The 24,026-nt window shown below is 57.3% G+C and carries 21 protein-coding genes; 9 read left to right on the top strand and 12 right to left on the bottom strand.

The window, feature by feature from the left end:
• The first annotated feature begins 104 nt into the window (after positions 1 to 104).
• Positions 105 to 1,340 (top strand): MFS transporter, encoded by a 1,236-nt coding sequence (locus tag NLU14_RS09800; protein ID WP_275706056.1) that lies wholly within the window; start codon positions 105 to 107, stop codon positions 1,338 to 1,340.
• Here the strand turns inward: NLU14_RS09800 and NLU14_RS09805 are convergent, their stop codons facing one another.
• Entirely contained in the window at positions 1,341 to 2,654 is a 1,314-nt protein-coding gene (locus NLU14_RS09805) for a tetratricopeptide repeat protein (protein ID WP_275706057.1), read from the bottom strand.
• Positions 2,655 to 2,812: 158 nt separating this feature from the next.
• On the opposite strand from NLU14_RS09805, the gene NLU14_RS09810 reads away from it, so the two are divergent.
• Positions 2,813 to 3,772: an AraC family transcriptional regulator gene (locus NLU14_RS09810; RefSeq protein ID WP_275706058.1), complete on the top strand. Its 960-nt coding sequence runs from the start codon at positions 2,813 to 2,815 to the stop codon at positions 3,770 to 3,772.
• A 58-nt stretch (positions 3,773 to 3,830) separates the two neighbouring features.
• On the opposite strand, the gene NLU14_RS09815 is transcribed toward NLU14_RS09810, so the two are convergent.
• The 4 genes from NLU14_RS09815 to dctP form a co-directional block, all read right to left on the bottom strand.
• Entirely contained in the window at positions 3,831 to 5,102 is a 1,272-nt protein-coding gene (locus NLU14_RS09815; protein WP_275706059.1) for a hydroxymethylglutaryl-CoA reductase, degradative, read from the bottom strand.
• A 23-nt stretch (positions 5,103 to 5,125) separates the two neighbouring features.
• Positions 5,126 to 6,448, bottom strand: a complete 1,323-nt coding sequence (locus NLU14_RS09820; RefSeq protein ID WP_275706060.1) for a TRAP transporter large permease — start codon at positions 6,446 to 6,448, stop codon at positions 5,126 to 5,128.
• Positions 6,445 to 6,960: a TRAP transporter small permease subunit gene (locus tag NLU14_RS09825; protein ID WP_275706061.1), complete on the bottom strand. Its 516-nt coding sequence runs from the start codon at positions 6,958 to 6,960 to the stop codon at positions 6,445 to 6,447. Before NLU14_RS09825 ends, NLU14_RS09820 begins: the two co-directional genes overlap by 4 nt.
• 68 nt (positions 6,961 to 7,028) lie before the next feature.
• A complete protein-coding gene (dctP, locus tag NLU14_RS09830; protein ID WP_275706062.1) occupies positions 7,029 to 8,084 on the bottom strand; it encodes a TRAP transporter substrate-binding protein DctP in 1,056 nt (351 codons plus the stop codon).
• Between the two features lie 202 nt (positions 8,085 to 8,286).
• On the opposite strand from dctP, the gene NLU14_RS09835 reads away from it, so the two are divergent.
• Positions 8,287 to 9,669, top strand: coding sequence for an aminotransferase-like domain-containing protein (locus tag NLU14_RS09835; protein WP_275706063.1), 1,383 nt, complete (start codon positions 8,287 to 8,289; stop codon positions 9,667 to 9,669).
• 312 nt (positions 9,670 to 9,981) lie between these two features.
• On the opposite strand, the gene NLU14_RS09840 is transcribed toward NLU14_RS09835, so the two are convergent.
• Positions 9,982 to 10,236, bottom strand: coding sequence for an HP1242/YdcH family protein (locus NLU14_RS09840; RefSeq protein WP_275706064.1), 255 nt, complete (start codon positions 10,234 to 10,236; stop codon positions 9,982 to 9,984).
• A 92-nt stretch (positions 10,237 to 10,328) separates the two neighbouring features.
• Positions 10,329 to 11,111: a hypothetical protein gene (locus NLU14_RS09845; RefSeq protein WP_275706065.1), complete on the bottom strand. Its 783-nt coding sequence runs from the start codon at positions 11,109 to 11,111 to the stop codon at positions 10,329 to 10,331.
• 188 nt (positions 11,112 to 11,299) lie between these two features.
• Between NLU14_RS09845 and NLU14_RS09850 the strand changes: the two genes are divergently transcribed.
• From NLU14_RS09850 to NLU14_RS09860, 3 genes are all read left to right on the top strand, one after another.
• Positions 11,300 to 12,268, top strand: a complete 969-nt coding sequence (locus NLU14_RS09850; RefSeq protein WP_275706066.1) for a beta-ketoacyl-ACP synthase III — start codon at positions 11,300 to 11,302, stop codon at positions 12,266 to 12,268.
• Between the two features lie 144 nt (positions 12,269 to 12,412).
• Complete coding sequence (locus NLU14_RS09855) at positions 12,413 to 13,093, top strand: FadR/GntR family transcriptional regulator (RefSeq protein WP_275706067.1); 681 nt, start codon at positions 12,413 to 12,415, stop codon at positions 13,091 to 13,093.
• On the top strand, positions 13,090 to 14,094 hold the full coding sequence (locus NLU14_RS09860; protein WP_275706068.1) for a bile acid:sodium symporter family protein: 1,005 nt from the start codon (positions 13,090 to 13,092) through the stop codon (positions 14,092 to 14,094). Before NLU14_RS09855 ends, NLU14_RS09860 begins: the two co-directional genes overlap by 4 nt.
• Here the strand turns inward: NLU14_RS09860 and NLU14_RS09865 are convergent.
• Positions 14,065 to 14,760, bottom strand: a complete 696-nt coding sequence (locus NLU14_RS09865) for a J domain-containing protein (protein WP_275706069.1) — start codon at positions 14,758 to 14,760, stop codon at positions 14,065 to 14,067. The two genes, NLU14_RS09860 and NLU14_RS09865, sit on opposite strands and share 30 nt — an antisense overlap.
• Before the next feature lie 129 nt (positions 14,761 to 14,889).
• On the opposite strand from NLU14_RS09865, the gene NLU14_RS09870 reads away from it, so the two are divergent.
• The 3 genes from NLU14_RS09870 to NLU14_RS09880 are packed head-to-tail and all read left to right on the top strand — an operon-like array spanning position 14,890 to position 20,028.
• The gene (locus NLU14_RS09870; protein ID WP_275706070.1) at positions 14,890 to 17,076 is read left to right on the top strand and encodes a TonB-dependent receptor plug domain-containing protein; all 2,187 of its coding nucleotides are present in this window, start codon (positions 14,890 to 14,892) and stop codon (positions 17,074 to 17,076) included.
• A gap of 35 nt (positions 17,077 to 17,111) precedes the next feature.
• Positions 17,112 to 18,092, top strand: a complete 981-nt coding sequence (locus NLU14_RS09875) for an ABC transporter substrate-binding protein (protein WP_275706071.1) — start codon at positions 17,112 to 17,114, stop codon at positions 18,090 to 18,092.
• Positions 18,085 to 20,028 carry a HAMP domain-containing hybrid sensor histidine kinase/response regulator gene (locus NLU14_RS09880; protein WP_275706072.1) on the top strand — a complete coding sequence of 648 codons (1,944 nt, stop codon included), beginning with the start codon at positions 18,085 to 18,087 and terminating at the stop codon, positions 20,026 to 20,028. Before NLU14_RS09875 ends, NLU14_RS09880 begins: the two co-directional genes overlap by 8 nt.
• 25 nt (positions 20,029 to 20,053) lie before the next feature.
• Here NLU14_RS09880 and gorA read toward each other — a convergent pair whose 3' ends face one another.
• From gorA to gspL, 4 genes are read right to left on the bottom strand one after another with little or no spacing between them, the layout of a single operon-like run.
• Positions 20,054 to 21,415 carry a glutathione-disulfide reductase gene (gene gorA, locus NLU14_RS09885; RefSeq protein WP_275706073.1) on the bottom strand — a complete coding sequence of 454 codons (1,362 nt, stop codon included), beginning with the start codon at positions 21,413 to 21,415 and terminating at the stop codon, positions 20,054 to 20,056.
• A gap of 33 nt (positions 21,416 to 21,448) precedes the next feature.
• Positions 21,449 to 22,114, bottom strand: a complete 666-nt coding sequence (locus tag NLU14_RS09890) for a GNAT family N-acetyltransferase (RefSeq protein WP_275706074.1) — start codon at positions 22,112 to 22,114, stop codon at positions 21,449 to 21,451.
• A gap of 22 nt (positions 22,115 to 22,136) precedes the next feature.
• Entirely contained in the window at positions 22,137 to 22,667 is a 531-nt protein-coding gene (locus NLU14_RS09895; RefSeq protein WP_275706075.1) for a type II secretion system protein M, read from the bottom strand.
• A 4-nt stretch (positions 22,668 to 22,671) separates the two neighbouring features.
• Entirely contained in the window at positions 22,672 to 23,976 is a 1,305-nt protein-coding gene (gene gspL, locus NLU14_RS09900) for a type II secretion system protein GspL (RefSeq protein ID WP_275706076.1), read from the bottom strand.
• Positions 23,977 to 24,026 lie beyond the last annotated feature (50 nt).

The raw sequence follows: 24,026 nt of genomic DNA on the forward strand, positions 1-24,026 counted from the left end.
GATTATTAATCGGGACAACCTCTTATTCCGAAATGTATCAGAATAGCTCACACTGGGCGGCCTTGTTTCAAATTCATTGACGTGTCACCAAGGCCAGCCATCCCATGCCCGCTCAAACGCAGGAAGCTCCCTACTCTCCCACCAGGATCATGCTGATCGTATTTTCCCTTGCCATGGGCGGATTCGGTATTGGCACGGGAGAGTTCGCCATCATGGGGCTGATGCCCGGTGTTGCGCAGGATCTGGGCGTTACCGAACCGCAGGTGGGTCACCTTATCAGTGCCTATGCGCTGGGCGTTGTTGTCGGCGCCCCATTGCTGGCCATCGGCGGGGCGCGCCTGTATCGCAGGCACCTGCTCATCGGGCTGATGGTTTTCTACGCGATTGGCAATATCGCCAGTGCCCTGGCGCCAGGCTATGGTTCGTTGCTGGTATTCCGCTTTATCGCCGGCCTGCCCCACGGCGCTTATTTTGGGGTTGCAGCGTTGGTGGCCGCGTCTTTGGTGCCGGTCAACCGGCGCGCGAAAGTGGTCAGCCTGGTGATGATGGGGCTTACCCTTGCCCTGTTGATTGGAAATCCCCTGGCAACGGTGCTTGGCCAAAGCCTTGACTGGCGTTATGCGTTCGGCTTTGTTGGTGCTATCGCGGCCCTGACCGGCGTGATGATCGTTCTGTTCCTGCCCCTGAACCGGAATGAAATACGGCAAAGCCCGTTCTCTGAAATCCGGGCTTTCAACCGCCCTGAAATCTGGTATCCCCTGGCTATCGGGTCCATCGGATTTGCCGGAATGTTCTGTGTCTTCAGCTACATGGCGCCGACATTGCTGGAGGTGACCGGTGTCAGTCCGTTCTGGATTCCCATTGCCCTCGCGGTATTCGGTTTGGGGGGCTTTGCAGGCAATATCCTTGGCGGCTGGCTGTTCGACAAGCTCCAGTTTCGCAGTATTGGCTGGATGTTGCTCTGGAGCATCAGCATGTTGCTGCTGTTCCCCTACGCCACTGAAACCATCTGGACGATGTTGCTGATATGCTTCCTGGTTGCATTGATGGTCGGCCTTGGGCCCGCCTTGCAGACTCATTTGATGGATGTGGCCGACGGCGCGCAAACATTGGCCGCGGCATCGCATCACGCTGCCTTCAATATCGCCAATGCGCTGGGACCATGGCTTGGTGGTATGGCCATCAGCGCCGGCCTGGGCTGGCAGTCCACGGGTTATGTGGGGGCCGCAATGGCCGTTGCCGGGTTTGCTATATTCCTGCTGGCATTGCGACAGCAGTCTGGTGCGGCGATACAACAAGGCCCCGTCGACGAGCCTGCAAACGCCACACAGGACTGCTGATCAAACCTTGCTGCGCGACAAAAGCCCCTGGTTGATAGCGCCACGTGGCCGGGTGTCTATCCGGCTGCTGGCCATGGCTTCAGCGAGTGAGCCCATACCACCGCGTATGGCCGCTTCCGTAAGGGTGACACTTATAATGTCCCGCTGTGCATGGCTTCCTCCAAAACGGTTGGAAATAAACATCGTCGGGTACAGCGCCTCCGCAGCTTCCCGGTATTGCCCCCGGCCAAAGGCAGCGAAACCTTTCGCCAGCGGGATTCCCAGGTTACGGGCCCATCCCGCCACTTCGCTTTCGCTCTTTGCCAGCGCCTGTAGGGAATTCATGGTGCGCACCAGACTGCCCTGTCTGTCGGCGCCAACGTAGGCCATGACGGCATGCCAGTCGTTGAAAGGATATTGACTGCCTTCCATATGAGCATCCCAGCATGTGGCAAGCTCCTCCCAACGGTCCCCCACCTCCGCACCCGCAAGGTCAAGACGCCACAGCAACGCGGACGCATCAACCAGATCAAGTGCCACTGTGCTCCGGGTTCCCCTGATGGATCGGTCATAGAGCGCCAGGGCCTTGCCGGTTTGACCAATATCCATATAGAACAGGCACTGGTGCCATACGTTGTGCACCTTGAAGAAGTTGTCATCGCCGGACCAGTGGGGGTATCGGGTAATCATCCAGCCAATACCGTCCTCCGCCCTTCCCTGCATCTCCATAACATGGGCCACCGCGTGGTGGGCCCAACAGTCGAGGGGCTCCATATCAACCGCCCGGCGCCCGGTCTCTTCGGCACGGCCGTAGTTGCCGGTCTCTTCCAGACCGAAGGCGTGCATTCCAAGAAGTATCGAATACCCCGGGATATCCGTTGTCCACTTCGACAGTACCCTGCCCAGGCGGTCCCTGAGGTTTTGCGCATTGGCCCGGTAGAAGTCCATCAAATGCCCCGTCTGGATTGCCAACAGGTCATGGGGGTACTCCATGTTGTGCCAATCAAGGACAATCGCGGCTTTCGTCCAGTGACCTTCCAGAAGCAATCGAAGGGCGGACAGGTGAGAGGCTTCCCTTTCCGTCAGCCGCTGCACCGCGAGCGAACTGACGATCTCCCTGGCTTCTTCATTGGCTTGAGGTTCAGTGGCCAGGCCAAGCACATAAGCCTTGAAAATCCGTGCCATGGCGAAGTCCGGCGAATGAGCGATGGCCTGATCGATCAGTGCAACCGGATCATTGCGGTACACATTGAATGCTTCAAGAGCCTGGCTGTAAAAATCAGCGGACTGCGCGTTTGCGCCCTGAAGCGCATTGCCCTGTCTGTCGGTGAGCATGGAGTGGTTCCCTCATAGACGTTGTTGTAGGTGTGCCTCTTCCGAAGGCGGTGCTATTATTAAGCTCCACCGGTCCCACCGACTATGTGCAAGACGCCGGAACCTTTGACCGATCCGCTTTTTTTGTTGCCGGAGCGCACGGCAAACGGAGGCGCCACATGAATGGCCACCTCGATATGCTTCGGGATACGCACCTGACCGGCGGTATTTTTCTCGACGCACGCTTTACCGCACCCTGGTGCATTACCGCGCAGGTCGGTCCCGAGGACTGCGCACCCTTTACGCCGCAACCCCGCCATATCATCGCCTATCACTTTGTCACCCTGGGGTGTATGCAGTTGCTCGTCTGTGGCCAGCCCCCCATGAATGTCCATGCCGGGGAACTGGTTGTGCTCCCCAGAAACGATAGCCACCTCCTCGGTAGCGACATGAACATTGAACCGGCCGACATCTCCGGCCTCATCCAGCCGGGCCGCGACGGCGGCATCGCACAGATTGTCTATGGGAACCATGGGGAACCGACACATGTACTTTGCGGTTTCCTGGGCAGTGACCAGCCAAGGAATGCGGTGATGGCCATGCTGCCCAGCGTGCTGAAGCTGGATGTGGCTGATGCTATTTCCGGCACCTGGATTGAGAGCACCTTTCGTTTCGGGGCGCAGGAACTGGCACACAATGGCGCCCAATCCAGCGCCGTGCTGGCGCGGCTGGCAGAGCTGCTTTTCATGGACGCCGTCACCCGTTACCTGGCGACCGACCACGGCAGTGGAGGCAGCTGGGCGGCCGGTCTCGGCGACGTGTTGATTGGCAAGGCCCTGAAGCTGATTCACGGGCGAATGGCAGAACACTGGACCACCGAACGACTGGCCCGGGAGGTCGGGCTGTCACGCTCCGCCTTTGCAGAGCGCTTTACGAAGGCCGTTGGGGAGCCGCCAATGACTTACCTTAGTCACCAGCGGCTTGAGAAAGCATCGATACAGTTGCGGGAAAGCGCGACCGCGATACCAAAGATCGCCGCTGCTATCGGTTATGAGTCCGAGGCAGCCTTCAGCCGTGCGTTCAAGCGAATGTACGGCCTGCCACCCGCAGCCTGGCGCAAGGGAAACCCGCGTCCCTGATTTGTCGGCCTTGTTTAATGGCTCTCTGCGGACGGGCTTCGGGTGTTTGGAGCCAGGGCTATCCTCTCAGGCGCGCCAGGATCTCTTCTGCAATATCCACTCGTACCTTGCCCCCTTCAACCAGCTCCCTGGCCACCGTATCAATCTCAGGGCCTGTAGCTCCGGCCATGACAGCAATGTTCTTGGCGTGAAGTGCCATATGTCCTTTCTGGATGCCGGTGGTCGCCAGTGCTTTCAACGCCGAGAAATTTTGCGCCAGGCCCACGGCTGCTATAACCCTGGCCAGTTTTTCCGCTGTCCGGGTGTTCATGACATCCAGGGCAACACGGGCGGTGGGGTGGGATTTTGTCGCGCCACCTATCAGCCCGACCGCCATGGGCATCTCGATCATTCCCGTGAGATTGCCCTCCTGGTCCACTTCCCAGCGCGTCAGCGACCGATACTGCCCCGACCTTGCTGCGTAGGCGTGAGCGCCAGCTTCAACCGCGCGCGTGTCATTACCGGTGGCAAGCACTACGGCACTGACACCGTTCATGACACCCTTGTTGTGTGTCGCTGCCCGGTAGGGGTCAATATCAGCGAAATCGAAGGCGGAGAGAATACCGTCCCGCACCGACTCTCCACCAATGGCGTCCAGCGACCAGGTCGCCCTTGCCCGGGCAAGGCGCCGGTCCGCCAGGTTTGACAGTATCCGCAGGTAAGTCCTGCCGCCGGTCCATTGCGCAATCAGCGGAGCCACCGCTTCCGCCATGGAGTTCACGGCGTTGGCGCCCATGGCGTCCCGGGTATCCACGATCAGGTGGGTAATCACCATGGAGCCGGTGCGCCCGCCTTCGAGCACCCGCACTTCGATGTCCCGATACCCACCGCCGTGCTTCAGCAGCACAGGATCGGTCTCGTCACAGACTTCCCTGATCCTGTCCTTGTTTTCAAGAATCTGCAGGCGAGCGAACTCCGGATTTTTTACGTCAATGAGCTGGACCTGGGCGATCATCAGCGAGCCGGATAAGGACGTAATAAACCCGCCGGAGTCACGACATTGCCGTGCAGCATTGCAAACCGCGGCCACCACGGATGATTCTTCCGTTGCCATTGGAATCAGGACATCTTCGCCGTCCACAATCATGTTGGTGGCTATGCCCAGGGGTATGTTCATGGTGCCAATGGCATTTTCGATCATGGAGTCGACAACGGCAGCATCCAGGTTTCCGGTGTTCGACAGTTGCGCCTCCACTGCACTGTCCAGGCCAGCCACTTCGATTACTTTCGCGAGGCGGTCTGGCATCGAGAGCTTGTGAAAGCCGGATATGCGGGAGCTTTGAATAGGCATTTAGAATATCTCCATCAGGATTGTCAGGACGCCAGGCGCTGGGAAAGCTGGTTGGGCAGCCACGTCACCAGGTCCGGGAATATCATGAACAGCACCAGGGCAATCATCTGCAGCGCAAGGAAAGGAACGATGGCCCGGTAGACGGTTTCCATGCCGATTCCCGCTGGCAATACGCCCTTTATGTAGAACAGCGTGTATCCGAACGGCGGGGTTATATAGGCCATCTGCGCCGTAATCAGGAACAGAACACCGAACCAGATCGGGTCGAAATCAAACGCGTTGATGATCGGCAGGAACACCGGCACACAGAGCAGGATGATGCCGATCTCATCGAGGAACAGTCCCAGCAGCACAAGGATTCCCATCATCGCCAGCAACACCAGCCAGCGGTTCAGTTCCAGGTCCTGGATGAACATCAGCAGGGAGTCGGCTCCGCCGGTTCCGGTGAAGATCGACACAAAGATCTTCGCCCCGATGGTGATCCACATGATCATGGTGGTCACCCGCAGGGTGTCCATTGCGGCATCACTGAGGTTGGCAGGGGTGAACTTGCCCTGTAGCGCAGCGGAAAGCATCGCGCCCACCACCCCGACCGCTGCGGCCTCGGTAGGCGTTGCAATGCCGGCGTAGATACTGCCGAGCACACTGAAAACAATCAGGGTTGGAAGGATCAGGGACTTCAGGGACGCGAACATGTCCCGGAACGAGACATCCACCTGCTCCGGCCGTGGTGCAACACTGGGCTTTAACAGCGTACGAATAACCACATAGGCGATATACAGCCCCGCCAGCACCATTCCCGGCACAATACCGGCGGCAAACATCTTGCCCACCGACACCTGGGCAGTTGCGGCATACACGATGGTAATGATGGAAGGCGGAATCAGGATGCCCAGGGTGCCGCCGGCACAAATAGTGCCCAGGGCCAGCTTTTCATCATAGCCACGGCGGAGCATGGATGGCAGCGCCAGGATCCCCATGGCAGCGACCGCTGCGCCCACGATGCCCGTCATCGCCGCCATCACGGTACAGATGGCGATGGTTCCCACTGCCAGGCCACCGGGCAGCCGACGGAACCATAGCTCCATGGCTTTGTACAACGCCTCAATAATTCCCGAGCGCTGCAGGATACTGGCCATCAGCACATAGAGCGGTATCGCGAGCAATACATCCGATGTCATCACATCAAAGGTCTGCAGCACAGACAGTACCAGCGCATCCGTACCCCAAAGGGTGACGGTAAACAGAACCGCCAGTGAGATGAGCACGAAAGCGAGGGGCATCCCGCTGAGCAAAAGCACCAGCAGGGAAATGAACATGGCGGACAGAACGAAGGTCGAGCTCATGCAGCACTCTCCCCGCTGGTCCGGATGCGTACGATTGCCTGTAGCGTTTCGGCAATCGACTGGAGCAACAACAGGGTGAAGGCGACCGGTATCAGGGTCTTCGCCGGCCATATCGCCGGGTTCCAGGAGGAAAACGAGGTCTCCCCGGACTCAATGGAGTTCATGGCAACGGGAATGCTCTGGTAGATCAGTACGCAGGCGATCACCCCGATTACGGGATAGATAGCCGTGTCCACCATGGCAGCGGTTCTCGCAGACAACTTGCCGTAGACAATATCGACATTGACATGGCCGGCGGTGTGAAGAAGGTAAGGGCCGGCGAGCATAAAATATGGCCCCAGCAGGAGCGTGGACAACTCCAGCGCCCAGACGGTGGGGGCATCGAAAAAGTACCGGGCCACGACTTCATAGGAAATAACGGCGACCATGATGAACACCAACAGGGATGCCATCACCGCAAGCCATCGATTCAAACCGGTTACGGCCTTGCAGTAGCCCTGGACAATAGACATAGACTCTCCTCACGCTGCGGTCTCAGCCCGGCTGACCGGGCTGGTTATGATTTTTGGCAGGGTGGGTACTATTCCAGCAATCCCAGTTCCTTCATGAACTCGATCTGGCTGTCCAGGACCTTGTTGGCGAGCTCGTCGTCGCCAGCGGCCTTCTCCCAGGCTTTCATCGCTGTCGGGCGGGCTTCCGCCACCATATTGGCGTCCAGGTGGATGATCTCGGCGCCTTGCTCTTCAAGCTTCCTGAGGGCGACGGCGTCCTGTGCCACGTTGTGCTGCCTGAGAGCAGCCGAAATCTCACGGGCGGCGCTTTCCAGGGCCGCTTTATAGGAATCCGGCAACTGGTCGTAGGCACGCTGGTTGGCTACGTAGCTGGTGGCAGTCGTTGGCTGATGGAACCCGGGCACAATGACGTACTTGGCCACTTCGCCCAGTCCAGCTTCCAGGTTGGCGGTCAGGTCACCCCGATCGGCAAAGTCGATCACACCTTTTTCGAGAGCCTGGTACACCTCTGCGGTCGGCAATGGTGTTGTCGATACACCAAATTCAGCCATGACCGTGCTGGCGAGACCAACAAAGCGCCCTTTCTTGCCTTCTACATCTTCAAGGGTGTTGATCGGAAACTTGGAATGGATGGGTTCCTGTCCGTACACCGTTGGTGCAATGTAGAAAAGCCCTGCCTTTGCATAGGCTTCACGGGCGAGTTCCAGGCCTCCCCGCTCATAGAACCAGGCTTCGTACTGGTCGGATTCAGGGAAACCAAAGGGAATGGTGCTGGTGAACGCGAAGGCGGGAATGGAGCCGGCCTCATAACCGTCAAAGGTTTTCATCATTTCAAACGCACCGCCCCGGACCGCTTCAAACGCCTGCGCTGACGGGGCCAGTTGGCCGCCTGCGAAAAGCCGGATGGTAAATTTGCCGTCGGTCAGTTCAGAGACCCGGTTAACGAAGCGTTTTTCGAATTCATAAGGGGTGGTCCCGCCATCCCAGAGAGCCTGCATGCGCCAGTTTACTTCCGGCAGTTCCGCTGCTGAACTCACGCTGGTAAAAATCGCAGCCGCTGCAACCAGGCTCTTGCAGGTATGACGAAGACCGACAATGGCCTTTTGGCTTATCGTTTTTTTCATAGTGTTCTCCATCGTACTGGTGGTTGTTCTTGTGTTTGTTAGTGCCCCGTACACCGGAAGTCACGCAATCAGGCAGGCGTCTTTGTCCTGTACGGCATACCTGTACAAATTAGGACAGTCCACTAGAATGAACAAGTGACACTTAACGGATGTGTACCACGGACTGTACCAGTCATTATGGTGGTACAATTTTGGAGTTAGTATGGCGGATAACGTCTCCCGGGCGCAGCAAATCGCAAACAGCCTGATCCAGCAGATAGAATCTGGTCAGCTAATGCCGGGAGCGCGGCTGCCCTCTATCCGGGTGGCCGCTGAGGGGCATGGCGTCTCAAAGAACACGGTAACCGATGCCTATGATCGTTTGGTGGCAACCGGCTATATCAGTCCGCGCCGGGGGTCTGGTTTCTACGTGCAGGCGGCAAACCCAACACAACCCATCCCCTATTCCGAGCACGTGACAGAAGCCCTGGACCTGGTCTCGCTGCTACGCGAACAACTGAACCAGCATTATGAGATCCGTGCCGGTGATGGGCGCTTGCCCGCAACCTGGATGGAAAGCTCCGAGATAGGGCGCTACCTGAAACGACACTCCAGCGTATCCGACAATGCCGACGACTTCGAGTACGGCCGGCCACAGGGGTTTCAGGCTCTGAGAGAGGATATCGCCCGGGCATTAACCGACCGGGCCATCAGCACCAGCCCGGATCAGGTTCTTATGACGTTTGGCGCCAACCATGCACTTGATCTGATCGTTCGCCATTTCGTCCAGCCCAATGATCCGGTGCTGGTGGAAACGCCTGGCTATTACCCCATGTTTGGCAAGCTCAAACTTCAAAAAGCCAACGTAATCGGTGTGAAACGGGAAAGGGATGGGCCGGACCTGGACATGCTGGAGGAGAAGATACGCCAGTTCAGGCCGAAGCTGTTTTTTGTACAGCCTATGGCGCATAACCCCACAGGCACATCCATGTCGCTGCAGAAGATGCATCGGCTGCTGACTCTGGCGGAGCGTTATGATCTGGTGCTGATCGAGGACGATCCCTTTGCAGACATCCTGCCAAAGGCCGCACCCCACCTGGCGTCCCTGGACGCACTGAACCGGGTCATCTACGTGGGAACCTTTTCGAAAACCCTGTCGGCTAGCCTGCGTTGCGGGTACATCGCCGCGAACCCTGCCCTGATAACGTCGCTGACAGACATCAAGATGCTGACCATCGTGAACAGTTCCAGCACTACGGAACGGATTGTCCACGAAATGATCGTCCGGGGCCGCTATCGTCGCCATCTGAAGCGGCTTCGTGATCGGGTAGCCAATGCCAGCGTGGACGCGGTGTCCGCCTTGCGCGGCATCGGCCTGGACAACATCGAGAGCCCAACGGGAGGTTACTATCTTTGGTGCCCGCTTCCCCAGGGCGTGGACGTCATGGCATTAACCCGCCAGGCCGCCGGAGAAGGGATATTCCTGGCACCGAGTCAGCTCTTTGAGCTGGCCGATCAACATGGCGAGTCGGCTCTGAGGATCAACATCGCCCATGCGAACAATCACAAGCTCCTGCGATTTTTGCAGGAGGCCGTATTGAGGTAATCTCCGCTGCTCAGAACTTCCAGAACGGCGTTCTTAAACGCTGCTCGACAACTTCGGGCGGATAACCCACATCCTTGAGGAGGCGTGGATCCATGTTCAGAACCAGGTGGAGGAAGTTACGCTTCATTCTCCACCCTTTGTAAAGTGACGCTGCTCGTTTCATTTCAATCATCCATTCATGGGTAACAACAAAGGGGAAACCGTAACCGGTTTTAAGTAGTTACCTATTTTATGGATGATCCATGCCCGGCCCCATACTTGGAAACCACTACGCAGCCTCATTCCGGGGCCGGAGGGGCTAATGACTTGTACCTATGTGGTGCCGTTTGATTTCTTCACGAGCGTTTTGTAGAGATCGTCTTTCAACTGCAGACGCTGCTGTTTCATCTGGTGCAATGTGTCGTCACCGACTGGGGCATCTCTACGTTCCAGTCCTTCAATCTCCTGGTCCAGCTCCGAGTACTGCCGGAAATGCTCCTGGAACTTCGGGTCGTTATTTTTCAACTCGTCGATCAGTTCGCCGAATTGGGGAAATTCGTTGTGAAGCTCGTGGTTGGAAATGCCCATTACCTCGTCTCCTTCTTATCGCAGCGTGTCTGGTCAGGATGCCATTCCTGCTCGGGACTTGTGAATAGCTGAATGACTATCAGGCCGCAAACCTACAAATCCGAATCCAGTTGTTCCAGTCCCAGGGAGGCCTTGAATTCCCGGTACTCGTCGCGGTAGACAATTGCACCCAGCGCCATGGCGGCCTTGGTGGCCATGCGATCAAAGCTGTCCCGGATCAGCCGGGGGATGTTTGTCTTGAGTCTCACACTGGCCGTTTCAATCAGCACAGCCCCCATTACGAGCAAGGCATCAATTCTTCGGTTGTCGCGGTCACCGTCCATTATGTGCCGGGCAATGACTTTCGCGTCATCCAGTATTACTTTTTCATCATCGTTCAGGCTCGCGCCATCAAACGCCATAAAGCTCTGGTAGCGCCGTGCCCGCTTCAACATAAAGGCTTCCTTTACCGCCGGGTCGGGCTCATCAGCCCTGGGCCGGGTGTTGAGAAGGCCATGGAGGCGAAAGTCGACCTCCCCGTCGGCACGTTTCTGTTCAAAAACCTGCTTTATGTCCGCCCGTGCAATATCGGAGGTGGTCTCCATGGCCTCGGCGATCACCGCATCGAACGTGGTTTTCTCCACCACATCCAGCACCCTTCGAATTGTGTGGATAGACTTCATAAGGTCCGGCCATAGTCTTGGGTCGGCTTGTCCCGGCTCGTCCGGCAGACGGGCTTCTATGGCACGAGCGCTGAAGAACGCCTTCTCCACATCGCGGAAAGCGACGCCGGGTTCGTTCGCAACCCATTTGACGCCATAGTCATTGAGGTCTTCAATCAGGCTTGAGGTGAGGATAAGCAAGTAGTACTTCATACCGAGGGGGAGGTCTGTCATCAGCAACACTCCATCACAACAGGGGTTCCTATGTACAGGTATAGCTGATTCCAGGCTGAGTACCAGCATTTTTGGGAGGCGCACTGCCCTCGCCTTTGACAAAACGCTAATAGCTACGGGCGATCAATAGGGTATAGGATGATTGAAAGAATCTGAGTATTGATCCGTTTATCTGAGGAAAAAAGCACATGACGTACGCGCGAATTGTCGGCACGGGTTCTTACCTGCCCGAGAATGTCATGACAAACGAAGACATGGAAAAGATCGTCGACACCAGCGACCAGTGGATTCGTGAGCGTACCGGAATCGAACAGCGCCATATCGCCGTGGAAGGCGAAACCACCGTTGATCTTGCCGAAAAGGCATCGCGCCTGGCCATTGAAGCGGCCGGCCTGAAACCGGATGACATTGACCTGATCATCTTCGCCACGTCTACGCCTGACAAGATTTTTCCCAGCTCGGCGTGCATTCTCCAGGCGCGGCTTGATATCCATGGCTGCCCGGCCTTTGATATTCAGGCGGTGTGTAGCGGCTTTGTTTACGCTCTGTCGGTAGCCGACAAATTCATCAAAACCGGCAGCAGCAAGCGGGCCCTGGTGGTGGGTGCGGAGCTGTTTTCCCGCATCCTGGACTGGGAAGATCGCGGTACATGCGTACTGTTTGGCGACGGTGCCGGCGCGGTTGTACTGGAAGCCAGCGAGGAAACCGGCATTCTCTCCACACACATCCACGCAGACGGCAAATACGAAGACCTGCTTCATGTTCCCTTCGGCATCGGTGACGGCTTCGACCAGGTGCGCGCCGGCAAAGGGCACGTGCACATGAAAGGTAATGAGGTCTTCAAGATTGCGGTGAACACCCTCGGCAGGATTGTGGACGAAACCCTGGAGGCCAACCAGATGAAGAAGTCCGACGTGGACTGGCTGGTGCCGCATCAGGCGAACCTGAGAATTATTGCTGCTACGGCCCGCAAGCTGAATATGTCCATGGACCAGGTGGTGGTAACCGTCAACAAGCATGGCAACACCTCCGCAGCCTCTATTCCCCTTGCCCTGGACGTGGCTGTGCGCGACGGTCGTATCCAGAGAAACGAAGTCCTCCTGCTGGAGGCCTTTGGCGGTGGCTTTACCTGGGGCTCGGCCCTGATCCGCTTCTAACCCCAAAGGGAATCTCCCATGGCCAGTGCCGCGACCGGCACTATTATTGGCGCCGGTTAACGCTAAGGCGCTCAGGCCCGCAAGATTTGACAGTTGAAAACAATTCATAGGATGATTGGATCATCAGCTGTCAGGATCTTAAACATGAAACTCGCAAGAATCACCAAAGGCTCCCTGGTGGAAACCGCCATAGAAAGTCTTCGCCAAGCCATTGAACAGGGGCACTGGGCCATTGGCGACCGCCTGCCCGTGGAGGCGGAGCTGTCGGAATCCCTGGGTGTCAGCCGTAACACGGTTCGGGAAGCTGTCAGGGTACTGGTTCATGTGGGCATGCTGGAAACGCGCCAGGGTGATGGCACCTATGTCCGCGCCACCAGGGATGCCGGAGAAACCCTACGCAGAATCAGCCGCTCCCAGCTTCGCGACAAGCTGGAAGTGCGCATCATGCTGGAAACCGAAGCGGCGAAGCTGGCCGCTAAACGGCGCGACGCAAGGGATGTGGAGAGAATGACCCTTGCGCTGGATAACCGGGGAAAGGCGGGTAACGATATTGTGGAGCGCATCCGCCACGACCAGGCGTTCCATACGGCGCTGGTCGCCGCGTCTCACAACCCTGCCCTGTCCGAGCTGTATGATTATTTTGCGCATTCAATAGCACTGACCATAGAACAGACTGAGCTGGACTCGGAACTTCCGGAGCCGTCCCAGGAGGACCATGAATTGCTGCTGGCGGCCATCCGGCGGCAGGACGAGGCAAAAGCGGAATCACTGGCCAGGGCCCTGCTCCAGCCAAGCCTGGACGCGCTCGGGGGCAAACCCGCATGAAGTTCCGGCTCGACACCTTCACCTGCCTGTTGCTGGGCGCCATTGTCCTGGCAACCGTTCTCCCGGTACGCGGCGAAGTCGCCGAGTCCCTGGCAACCGCTGGTACACTGGCCGTCGCCCTGCTGTTCTTTCTGCACGGCGCTGCGCTGTCCCGCGAGCAGATCGTTGCCGGCGCTACCCACTGGCGGCTGCACATCATTATTACCGCATTCACCTTTGTGTTCTTTCCGCTGGTGGCACTACCCATTAATGAAATCAGCCGCTTTGCACCGGAATGGATGCCGCCGGACCTGGGCCTGGGCTTTCTCTATCTCGGGGTACTGCCTTCGGCGGTGTCCTCCTCAATTGCCTACACCGCCATGGCAAAGGGCAATGTGCCCGCTGCCATCTGCAGTGCGGCCGCCTCCAACGTCTTCGGTATGATGCTGACGCCGTTCCTGCTGCTGTTATTGGTGAGCACATCCGGTGATGGCAGTTTCTCGGTGGGCGAAGCGTTGCGGGACATTGTGCTTCAGTTGCTATTGCCGTTTGCGGTGGGGCATGGCCTGCGCCCCTGGCTAGGCGGTTTCCTGGCACGCCACGAGACCCTCACCTCCCGCTACGATCAGTGCGTCATCTGGTTGATCGTCTATTCCGCCTTTTCCCACTCGGTTGCCAGCGGGCTTTGGCAAAACCTGCCATTGAACGCGATTCTGCTGGCCATCGCGCTGTGTTTTGCGCTTCTGGGGTTCTTTATGGTGATGGCAATGTTCGTGGTTCGCAGGCTTGGTTTCAGCCTGGAAGATGAAGCCGCCGTGGTGTTTTGCGGCTCCAAGAAAAGTCTGGCGTCGGGGCTGCCCATGGCAAAGGTACTGTTTTCCGGGCACCCCGGCTTTGGCATGATCGTACTGCCGATTATGTGCTACAACCAGATTCAGGTAATTGTAGGGGCCATGCTGGCGCAGAAGTATCGTGCCCGGATAGAGGAGGCGTCAGCCGCCGCCTCCCATTCCACCAAATAAGGTCGCCAGGATGGCCAGGCCCACGATCCAGCCAATAACCGCCGGCCAGAAGTTGACCATCTGCGGTGGCAACTCTTCCTGGGGCTCCTGGTCAGCAGCCTTGCTCGCCTGAACGTCATCTTCAGCTTCTTCTTCAGGCGCATCCCGCAGGTTGTACCAGTCAAACCAGCCAGCGAGAAACTGCACGACCGCTGGGGAAAAGCTGCCATTTTCAGCCATCGGCCGAACCTGTGGCTCCAGCGCGCTGGCAATCTCCCTGCGAACGTGTGGTTGATCCGCCGGCGGCTCACCGAGTATGGCCTTCCAGATTTGTGCGTCGTTGCTACGGCCGGAATCATTCAGCAGGGCCCGAACCTGGATCACCACCTCACGAACGACCTGTCGCTCTGATGCATCCAGCTCTGCTGGCTCCTGCTCCGGCGAGGCGGTGGCACCTTCCATTTCTTCCGTTGCTTCCGTGGCTTCCGGATCAGGATTCTGCACATTGCTCCGAACTTCGGGCTGGCCCTGCGCAGTCATTGGCTCGCCACCAGTCGCTTCCCTGAAAGCCCGGCGCAACTGTTCAAGCTCCTCACCGGAAGCAAACTTTTCCTGCTGTTCATAAGCGGCCTGTATCCGGGCCTGGTCACGGGTGGGTTCAATACCCAGTACTTCCCAACAATTCATAGGGTTACAACTCATTCATCGGATATTCATTACATTTTTGAGAGACAAACGTAATAGAGTCACTTAGGATAAGAACCAAGCGTTTACTATAAAAAAATCCCACACTCGGCGAAGTATAAAACGACTCTCATGTCCGTTACGAACTATCTCGTTAAGATTCCGGGGCCTTATCGCCTTGAACCCACCCCGCTACGCCTGTTTTTGTCGGCGTTGGCAGGCACATTCATCACCCTGGCCCCGGTAAGCGCCGCAGAAATCGACGACGAATCATTCGAACTGGCCGCCCTTGGCGATGCACCGGAAACCTTCGAAATGGGATCCGCCATCCCAGAAGTGCTGACCACGACCCGGTTAAGACAGCCCAAGTCACGGGTACCTGGCACAACCACCATTATTACCGGCGAGATGATCCGCGACCTCGGCATTATGAACCTGGTGGAGGTGTTCCGCCTGGTTCCGGGAATGACAGTCGCCGAGGTTGGCAGCAACAACCCGGTCACCAGCTACCACGGCACTGTACATTATGAGCAGCGCCGGTTGCAGGTACAGGTGGATGGCCGTACGTCCTACCGCCCTAACCTGTCGGACATGGACTGGAACACCATGCCGGTGCCCCTGGAGCTGATCGAACGCATCGAGATCAGTCGCGGCCCCAACAGCGCGGCCTATGGCATTAATGCGTTTCTCGGTACCATCAATATTATAACCCGTGCACCTGAAGACACCGCGGGATTTGAAGTAAGGGCGATTTCAGGTTCCAGGGGCTACAAACGTGTGTTCGGCTCGGCGGGCAACGCCAGTGACAACTATAACTGGCGCCTGGCCTATGAGAAACGCAAGTCAGATGGCTTTGATGAACAGGAAGATGACGACGTCTACTACCCGTTTCACGACGGCTATGATATCAACACCTTCACGTACGACAGCACGCTGTCCCTGGATAGCAACTACAGCCTGGACCTACGGGCCGGCGTAGTGGACGGGATTGATGAAGAGGACGAGATCAAGAACGGCAAGCTGGGCGCTGACGACCATCCGGATATTATCGTTGACGACTATTATCTACAAACCCGCCTGAACGTATCGACCTCTGAAAACCATTTCTACCATGTGCAGGCAAGCTTCCAGAATTATGACCGCAGGCAGCGCTGGAGTATCTGCATTCCCGGCGACACTTTTGACGACATTCTCCAGGGCAACAGCTTTGATCTGGAACCTTGCACGGCCAACGAGGTAGATCCTTTCAGAGCCAACCTCAATGAAGACATCGAAGAGTCCCGCCTGGAATTTGAAATCCAGGACACCCTGCTGTTCAATCCTGACCTGAAACTGGTTTCGGGCCTTGGCTATCGTAAGGACACCTACCGTTCTGAAACCTATTTCAACGGCCGCGGCAACAACTATCAGTCGCGTGTTTTCGCCAATCTTGAGTACTCACCTTTCCGCTGGCTTACCCTTAACTCAGGGGGTAACTGGGAGAAGACCACAACCACTGACGAGGGCTACTTTTCACCACGGGTTGCCGCCAACTTCATTCTCGCCAACAACCACACGCTCCGTTTTGTGTACTCCCAGGCGGTTCGAACACCGGATGCCTTCGAACAGAATCCGGATTGGTCCTATCGCCCCAGGAATGTACAACCTCCTTATGCTTTTCTTGAAGGGCAACGTTTTCTGGTGTCAGACCTGGTTGATCCTGCCACATCAACCTTTGGCAAATCACTTGAAGAAGAACGCATAATATCCCGGGAAATAAGCTATTTTGGCCAGTACTATATGGACAGATCCGTATTGTCCCTGGAAGTACGCTATTTCAATGACAAGCTTCGCGACATGATCAGTGGTGTCATCAATGAAGAAGACTGGACCATCGACAACAATGTGGCCCTGGACCAGAAAGGTTTCGAAGTTGAGGCATCGTTGGACTTCCCGGGTACAAAGCTGAGGATGAGCTATGCTTACCTGGATCAGGACGGCCGTTATACCGGCGCCGATGACCGCGACGCAGGGGATAAGCAATACGCCATCGACCTGCTCGGTCGCTTGTCGGTAAGGCATTCGGGAAGTTTTGCGTGGATACAGGATTTGCCCTTCAACCTGACTTCATCAACGGCTTTCTATTTTGCCGATGAGTTCCGGCGCTCGCAGTTCGAGCGTCTCGACCTGCGGCTTGCAAGGCGCATATTCAAAACCGGCTACAGCTATGAATTTGCTGTTACCATGCAGCATTATCTGAACCGGGATGTGGACTTGAGCCCTGATAATGTTATCAAGGACCATAACCAGTTCTTCGCTGAAGTAGGCGTAAGATTCTGAAGGCATCACACGGACGATTCCAGACCCCGGACGGTATGAAACCAACGAACGAAACAAGATCGCGGATAAGGCCAGGCAACTACGCAAGCCGGTGGGTTCCGCTGACCATTGCCCTGTTCATGTTCGTTGCTCTGTCTGTTCAACCCGTCGCCGCACAATCGACCGCAGGGTCCCTGGTTTATCTGGCCGGCTCCGAGAACTCCGCGCTTAACCGTCGTATGCTGTCCCTGCTTGAAAGCACGCTGGGCAGCACCACCACTATCCGCTCGTTCAGTAGCGGGCAAACGTCCCAGGACAGCACCACTCCGGTCATAACACTCGGCCCGGAGGCCTTTACCCGGGTCCGGCAGGAAAATCGCAACGTTCCTATCCTGGCACTGCTCGTGGATCAGTCGTTTATCGACGGCTATGCCGAACGCTCAGAAGGTTCGGTGTCAGCTGTCCTGTATAACCCACCACTGATCAGGCAGGCTATAACCGGCCAGGTTATTTTACCTCACGCCACTCATGTGGCGATGCTTGCCCGCCCGGACACAGCAGAGCTTTACGAGTCGCTGATAGAAAAACTCCCCGCTTACGGGCTCAATGGCCGGGTATTTGTTGTAAGCTCCGATGAAGATCTGATACCAACGCTCATCCATGCCCTCAACTACGGCGACTTTATTCTTGCCGCGCCGGACAACAGCATTTACAACCCCCGCACCATCAAACATATCCTGCTGACGGCGTACCGGCGTAACCGGATTGTCATAGGGCCGAGTCAGGCTTATGTGAAGGCAGGCTCCCTGGCATCCACCTACACACCATTGACCGAGATTGCCTCCCTGGCAGCCGAGTACGTTGAGCACTACCGGGCTCAAGGGCGATTTCCAACGCCCGCCTACCCCGATACGTTCAGGATCGAACTCAACCAGCAGGTTGCACGTTCCCTGAATATTCCGCTACCTGACCGCCAGGAAATTATCGACTCTGTGAGAGAACGGCTTGCCGATCCCGAGGAGGCTACTGATGAGTAAGCGCATGGGCAGGCCGGCTCCTCTCACCAGAAAATTGCTGCTATTGGGCGCAGCGCCGGCGATTGTGATGTTCGTGGTACTGATGGTGTTCTTTACCTCTGCGCGCCTGGACGACGCCCGCAAGGATCTAGCGGATAGCAGCCAGATGCTTGCAGACAGCCTGGCGCCGGCCGTCGAGTACGCGGTTGTTTCCGGGAACACCGTTGCCCTTGAACAGATTCTGTCGCAATCGCTGCGCCGAAGCCGTGCCCAGTGGATTCGGGTCTCCAACGTGGTGGGTGACGAGGTGGGGTTCGTATCCACGGACGATCCGGGTGATATCAGTGCCGAGGACACTTTCGATGTTTTCGAGTCTGAAATCCTGCAGCAGCCGCTCGACCTGGGCGAAGATCGCCAGACCGAATGGTTCGAGCCAAACTACGGGTTCGGGACTGGTGCCCTGCGTGTTGGTACGGTTGAGGTAGGTGTCAACAAGGCTCAACTTGCTGCCCGCCGACAGGACATCCTGTGGACATCGTTAGCGGTCGGGTTTTCATTGCTGCTGTTTACCCTGTTAATCGTCAACCATTCCCTGAACAGCATCATTTCACCGATCCACGCCCTGTCCCGCCGGGTGTCAAAGCTGACAAACCGCGAATACGAGGACGTTCCGGTCAGCAGCACCGGCACTGCCCGTGAGATCAGGGAGTTGGAAGAGAGCCTTAACGACCTGTCCAGACACCTCAGGAGCCTGAAGGCATCCAGGGATGAAACACTGGCTTCGTCCGAAAAGGCACGGGAGAGGGCGGAACAGGCAAATCGTGCGAAGTCCGAATTTCTCGCCACCATGAGCCACGAACTACGGACTCCCCTCAATGGCGTTCTGGGGATGATTGAGCTGGTCACCGAAGAAACCCTGAGTGCCCGGCAAAAGGATTACCTGCAGACAGCACGCCAGTCGACCGAAGACTTGCTGACGGTCATCAACGACATACTGGATTACTCCCATATTGATCGGGGCACGCTGGAACTGGATAACCGGGAGTTTGATCTGAAGGAACTGATTGCAAACTGCACCGCCAGTTACCGCCACATTGCCGAGCAACAGGGGCTGGCGCTGTCTACCCAGTTTATCGGGGAATGGCCGGACCACCCGATTGTTCTGGGGGATTCGCCAAGGCTGCGCCAGATCCTTGCCGGCCTTATCGACAATGCCATCAAGTTCACCGGTGACGGCTTTATAAAAATCCACGCTGGCTGGTTTTCCCTGGAGGAAAACTGCATGGTGCTTAACTGCACCGTCAGCGATTCAGGCTGCGGCATCCCGGTCGAACGCATTCACGACATCTTCAACTCGTTCGAACAGCTCGAAACCGGAGACGCCCGTCGCTACGGTGGCACCGGAATGGGGCTCTCCCTGGTCCAACGATTGGTTGAGTTGATGGGTGGGCACGTCAAGGTTGAAACGGATATTGGCAAAGGATCATCGTTCCGCTTCGAGCTGCCTTTTGAGCTGGCGGCGCCGTCTGAACATCCTGAAACAAACAATCAGGGACCCATTAAAACCAGCAGCGAAAATGCCCGCGCCCTGGTGGTGGAGGACAATGTTGTGAACCAGCGGGTTGCCACGGCCCTGCTCAAACGGCTGGGCTTCAGTACCGACTCAGCGGCCAATGGCGAGGAGGCCCTGCAACTGGTGCAAAACAACCATACCGGCTACGACGTTATCCTGATGGACTGCCAGATGCCGGTTATGGATGGCTATGAAACCACCCGCTGTATCCGGGAATGGGAGCAAAGCAACGGCCAGGGCGGAACCCCTATCATTGCACTCACGGCGGACGCCCTACCGGGAACCGAATCCAGTTGCCGCGAGGCGGGCATGAATGATTATCTGGCCAAGCCAGTGAGAAAGGAGAACCTGAGGGCGGTACTCAGCCGCTGGATACGGGTGTAACCAGCGGCTCAACAGAAGCAGCGAACTAAGCCACCGGCTCCCGCATGGTCACGAACTCTTCCGCGGAAGTCGGATGAATACCAATGGTGCTGTCGAACTGCGCCTTGGTGGCACCGGCTTTCAGGGCAACCGCAATGCCCTGGGTAATTTCCCCGGCGTCCGGCCCGACCATATGCGCCCCCAGAACCCGGTCTGATGCGTCATCCACCACCAGCTTCATCAATGACCGCTCATCCCGCCCGCTCAGGGTATGTTTCATGGGCTTGAATTCCGAACGGTAGATTCGCAGCGTGTGGCCGGCCTCCCGCGCCTGGGCCTCGGTCAGGCCCACCGTTCCGATATTGGGCTGGCAGAAAACAGCCGTGGGAATACAGGTGTAATCCATGTCCCCCTTACCATCACCAAACAGGCGATTGGACAGTACCATCCCCTGGGCGAGCGCTACCGGTGTCAGTTGTGGTGTGCCGATCACATCCCCCAAGGCGGTTATGGAAGGAACTGCGGTCTGGAAATGGTCATCAACAACCACATGACCGGATGCGCTGAGCTGGACGCCAAGTTCTTCAAGGCCCAGCCCATCCACCAGGGCCCTGCGACCAGTTGCTGCCATCACCAGCCCGGTATTCAGCCGCGTGCCATCGGTCAGGTTAACGTTGTAGCGGGTATCATCGCTTTCAATGGATTCAATGTTGACCCCAAAGCGCAGGTTGACACCTTTCTTGCGTATTTCCTCGGCGGTGAACTTGCGAACATCGTCATCGAAGCCACGCAGGAACAGATCGCCCCGATACAGCAAGGTGGTTTCCACGCCCAACCCGGCGAGGATCCCCGCAAACTCAACGGCAATATAGCCACCACCCCAGACTACGGCCTGCCTCGGCAGTTGTGGCAGATAGAACATCTCGTTCGAGGTGAGAACGCACTCCTTGCCAGGTACATCCGGAATCACCGGCCAGCTTCCAGTGGCAACCGTGATGTGTTTTGCGGTATACACCTGGTCCCCGACGACCACGGTATGTGCGTCGGTCAGTGAAGCCGTCCCCCGGATAACGGTAACACCGGCATTGTCGAGCATACGCCCGTAGATACCGTTTAGCCGTTCAATCTCGGCGTTCTTGTTGGCAACCAGCCTGGTCCAATCGAAACTGACCTGATCACCCGGCACGTTCCAGCCGTACCCTGCCGCATCCTCAATGTCTTCACCGGCGTGGGCGCCATACACAAACAGTTTCTTGGGCACGCAGCCAACATTGACACAGGTACCACCAAGATAGCGCGATTCCACCACAGCCACACGGGCGCCCCTGGCAGCCGACATGCGTGCCAGCCGGACTCCGCCGGACCCGGCACCAATGATAATCAGATCAAAATCCTGTTTGTCAGACACAGCGTCTCCTGTAGTTTTAGACAGCCTGTTCGGTCAACCCGGAGCTGCCGCCTCTTCACCGGGGCGGACCTCACGGAACAATACGTGATCCTCAAAGTCGCCCAGGCGGATGGTACCCAGGCTACGGAACCCTTCAGATTCATAGAACGGGAGATAGCGGCTATTGCCAGTGTCGAGAACCAGACCACTGCCCCGGGGGTTCTCGGCGCAGAGCTTTTCGACGGTGGAAAGCAGCAATCGTCCGTATCCCTTATTCTGGTAGTTCGGGTTCACTCCCATCAACGGCAACTGGTGGGCCAATGGTTGCGGCAGCATTTCCCGGATTTTCTCATGGTAATCCAGGTAGCGCCGGGTGCATGCGAAACCGGCGGTCAACACCATGCGAATGCGCCAGCTTATCTGTTCGGCAAGGTTGAGCCTGAGTTCAGGCTCGCCAATAAAGGCAACGGCAACCAGCGTGTCATTGGCCAGGACTCCAATGGCGTCCTGGTCCAGCTCCAGGTAGAGGTCGATCAGTTCCCTGACTGTCGCCCGAACACGCTGTTCGTAACCGGGGCGGCGGTGATCGAACAGGTACTGGAATGTCGGTTCATCCCGGTAGGCATGGACCAGTATGGATATCGCCTCATTGCGGGCGCTCGCATCAAGACGGACAATCGCCGGCTCCGGATTGTTCTTGTTGTCTGTGCCGTCATTCATCACATGCTCTCCAGTATCTGCCTCAGATCGTCAGGGTTAGACGTACGGATACAATGCCCGGATCGTTTTGTCGATCCATGGACGCCTGGTCTATCAGAACACCGTGCCCGGTGTTAAGTTGCTCCAGCCAGCTGGCCACCTCCGTGAAGCGGGCCCCTTCCAGCCAGACCCGAATGGCATCTTCCCCGCTGGGTTCAAAACGCTGGAGAGAGAGGCCTGCTTCACTGGCGCTGCGCGTTACCAGTGCCATCAGTGCACGCCCATCCTCCGGAGTATCAGCGCCAGCGCTGCCCTGCCCGGCGCCCGCGCTGGACAGCCGCTCCAGCGACTGGCGGTTCGCTTCCAGCCAGGCCAGCAGTTCCGTGGCATTCTCCCGCGCAGCTGCGGCATTATCATGAAAGCTCGTGGCGGGGCGCCAGATCCCGAAGTAAAGGATACCCAGAAGAACCGCCACTGCAAGAACGGCCAACGCCTGCTGATCCCTGCGCGGCAACTGGTCATACTGGGCAATCAGTTTGCCGACAGCAGGCTGTTCCTTGATCCTGTTCCACATGACGCTATCCTCCTGAAACCGTCAGGCGACCACGAGCGCCACCTGGTTCATTGACGACCGAACCAATCTGGGCTTCCAGTCCGCGAGTGGTCAGGCCGTTCCTTAAGGTACTGAGTTTGTCGTAACTGTCTGCCCGCACGTCCACCACAAGCTCTCCACGATTCCGGCTGTAATTCACCGAATTGAACGTGACGGAACCTGAATCGGGAATTCTGGAGTACTGTTCACCGGTGTATTTCATCAGCGTGATAAAACTGGCATTCGGCCCTTCGGCCTGGAGCTGGCGTAGCTGGCCTTCCACAACCCTGCGCACGTTACCGGCGTGGGTCCTGGCGTCATTGGGAAACGCCTGCCGATAAACTGCCATCGCCTGTTCCCGGATCTCATCGGCCTTCTGCTGGTGATAGAACCCCAGGCCCACTTCAACACCGATCTGGATCACGAACCAGACGCAGGCCACCGCGACCAATGGTTTCCAGGCCCCGAGTGCACTGGATTTACCAGAACGGATGCTGTAAGCACCCTGGCACAGGTTGATCGGCTGGCAAAGGTGGTGGTGATGAGAATGAGCCAGCAGCTCCAGGGGCATCAACTCCAGGGTTTCTTCCCTGACCACGAGGCGCCCCGATGCCTTGAGTTCCGCCAGATCCGACTGCTGGTGCTCGAACTCCTGTCCAGTGCCGTAAACCGTCACCGGTACTTCTGCGACAACGTCGTCCGACGGCGGCAGTGCCAGTGTCTGGGCAAACATTGCAAGGTTACGGGCGTGGACACTGAGCCACTCCCCCTGATCGCTGGCGAGCATGGCCGATTCGCCATCCAGGCAGATCGACCACCCGACTTCGGTGAGTGGAAGCAAGCCGGCATCCGGGTAAATGGCTTCCAGTTTGAGGTGTTCCCAGCCACTGAACATGACAACCCATTCCGCCATTTGTCCGTGGTCTATGGCGGCAACCCGGAAGCCCTTTTCCGTCCGGTTACCCAGGGCCAGATGAACGCTCTCAATATCCTGGGCGATCTGCTCCTCAACGGCATAAGGCAGGGCCTGATGAACAAACCGCGTTTGTTTGGCAGGGATATCCGCGACACAGAACAGTGCTTCGTCTCCGGGAATCAGCCCGACCAACAGCACATTCTCGAGATCATTCTGCGCCAGTGTCTGTTCAATGGCATCTCTTGGGTCCGCTGTTCCCCGGGCCTGTGCGTCTCCGCTGGCATCAACCAGCACCCAGTTAAACAGCTGGGCTTCCGGATTGGCGTCAGGGTCGGCAAACGGAGGCCGGGGTCTGACGTAGAGGCGATATGACATTCTGAACAGTTTCCTTTTTCAAACCCCTGCGGGTTATCAGTGCTTGTTAT

Source organism: Marinobacter iranensis (assembly GCF_029207565.1).
Lineage (GTDB): Bacteria > Pseudomonadota > Gammaproteobacteria > Pseudomonadales > Oleiphilaceae > Marinobacter > Marinobacter iranensis.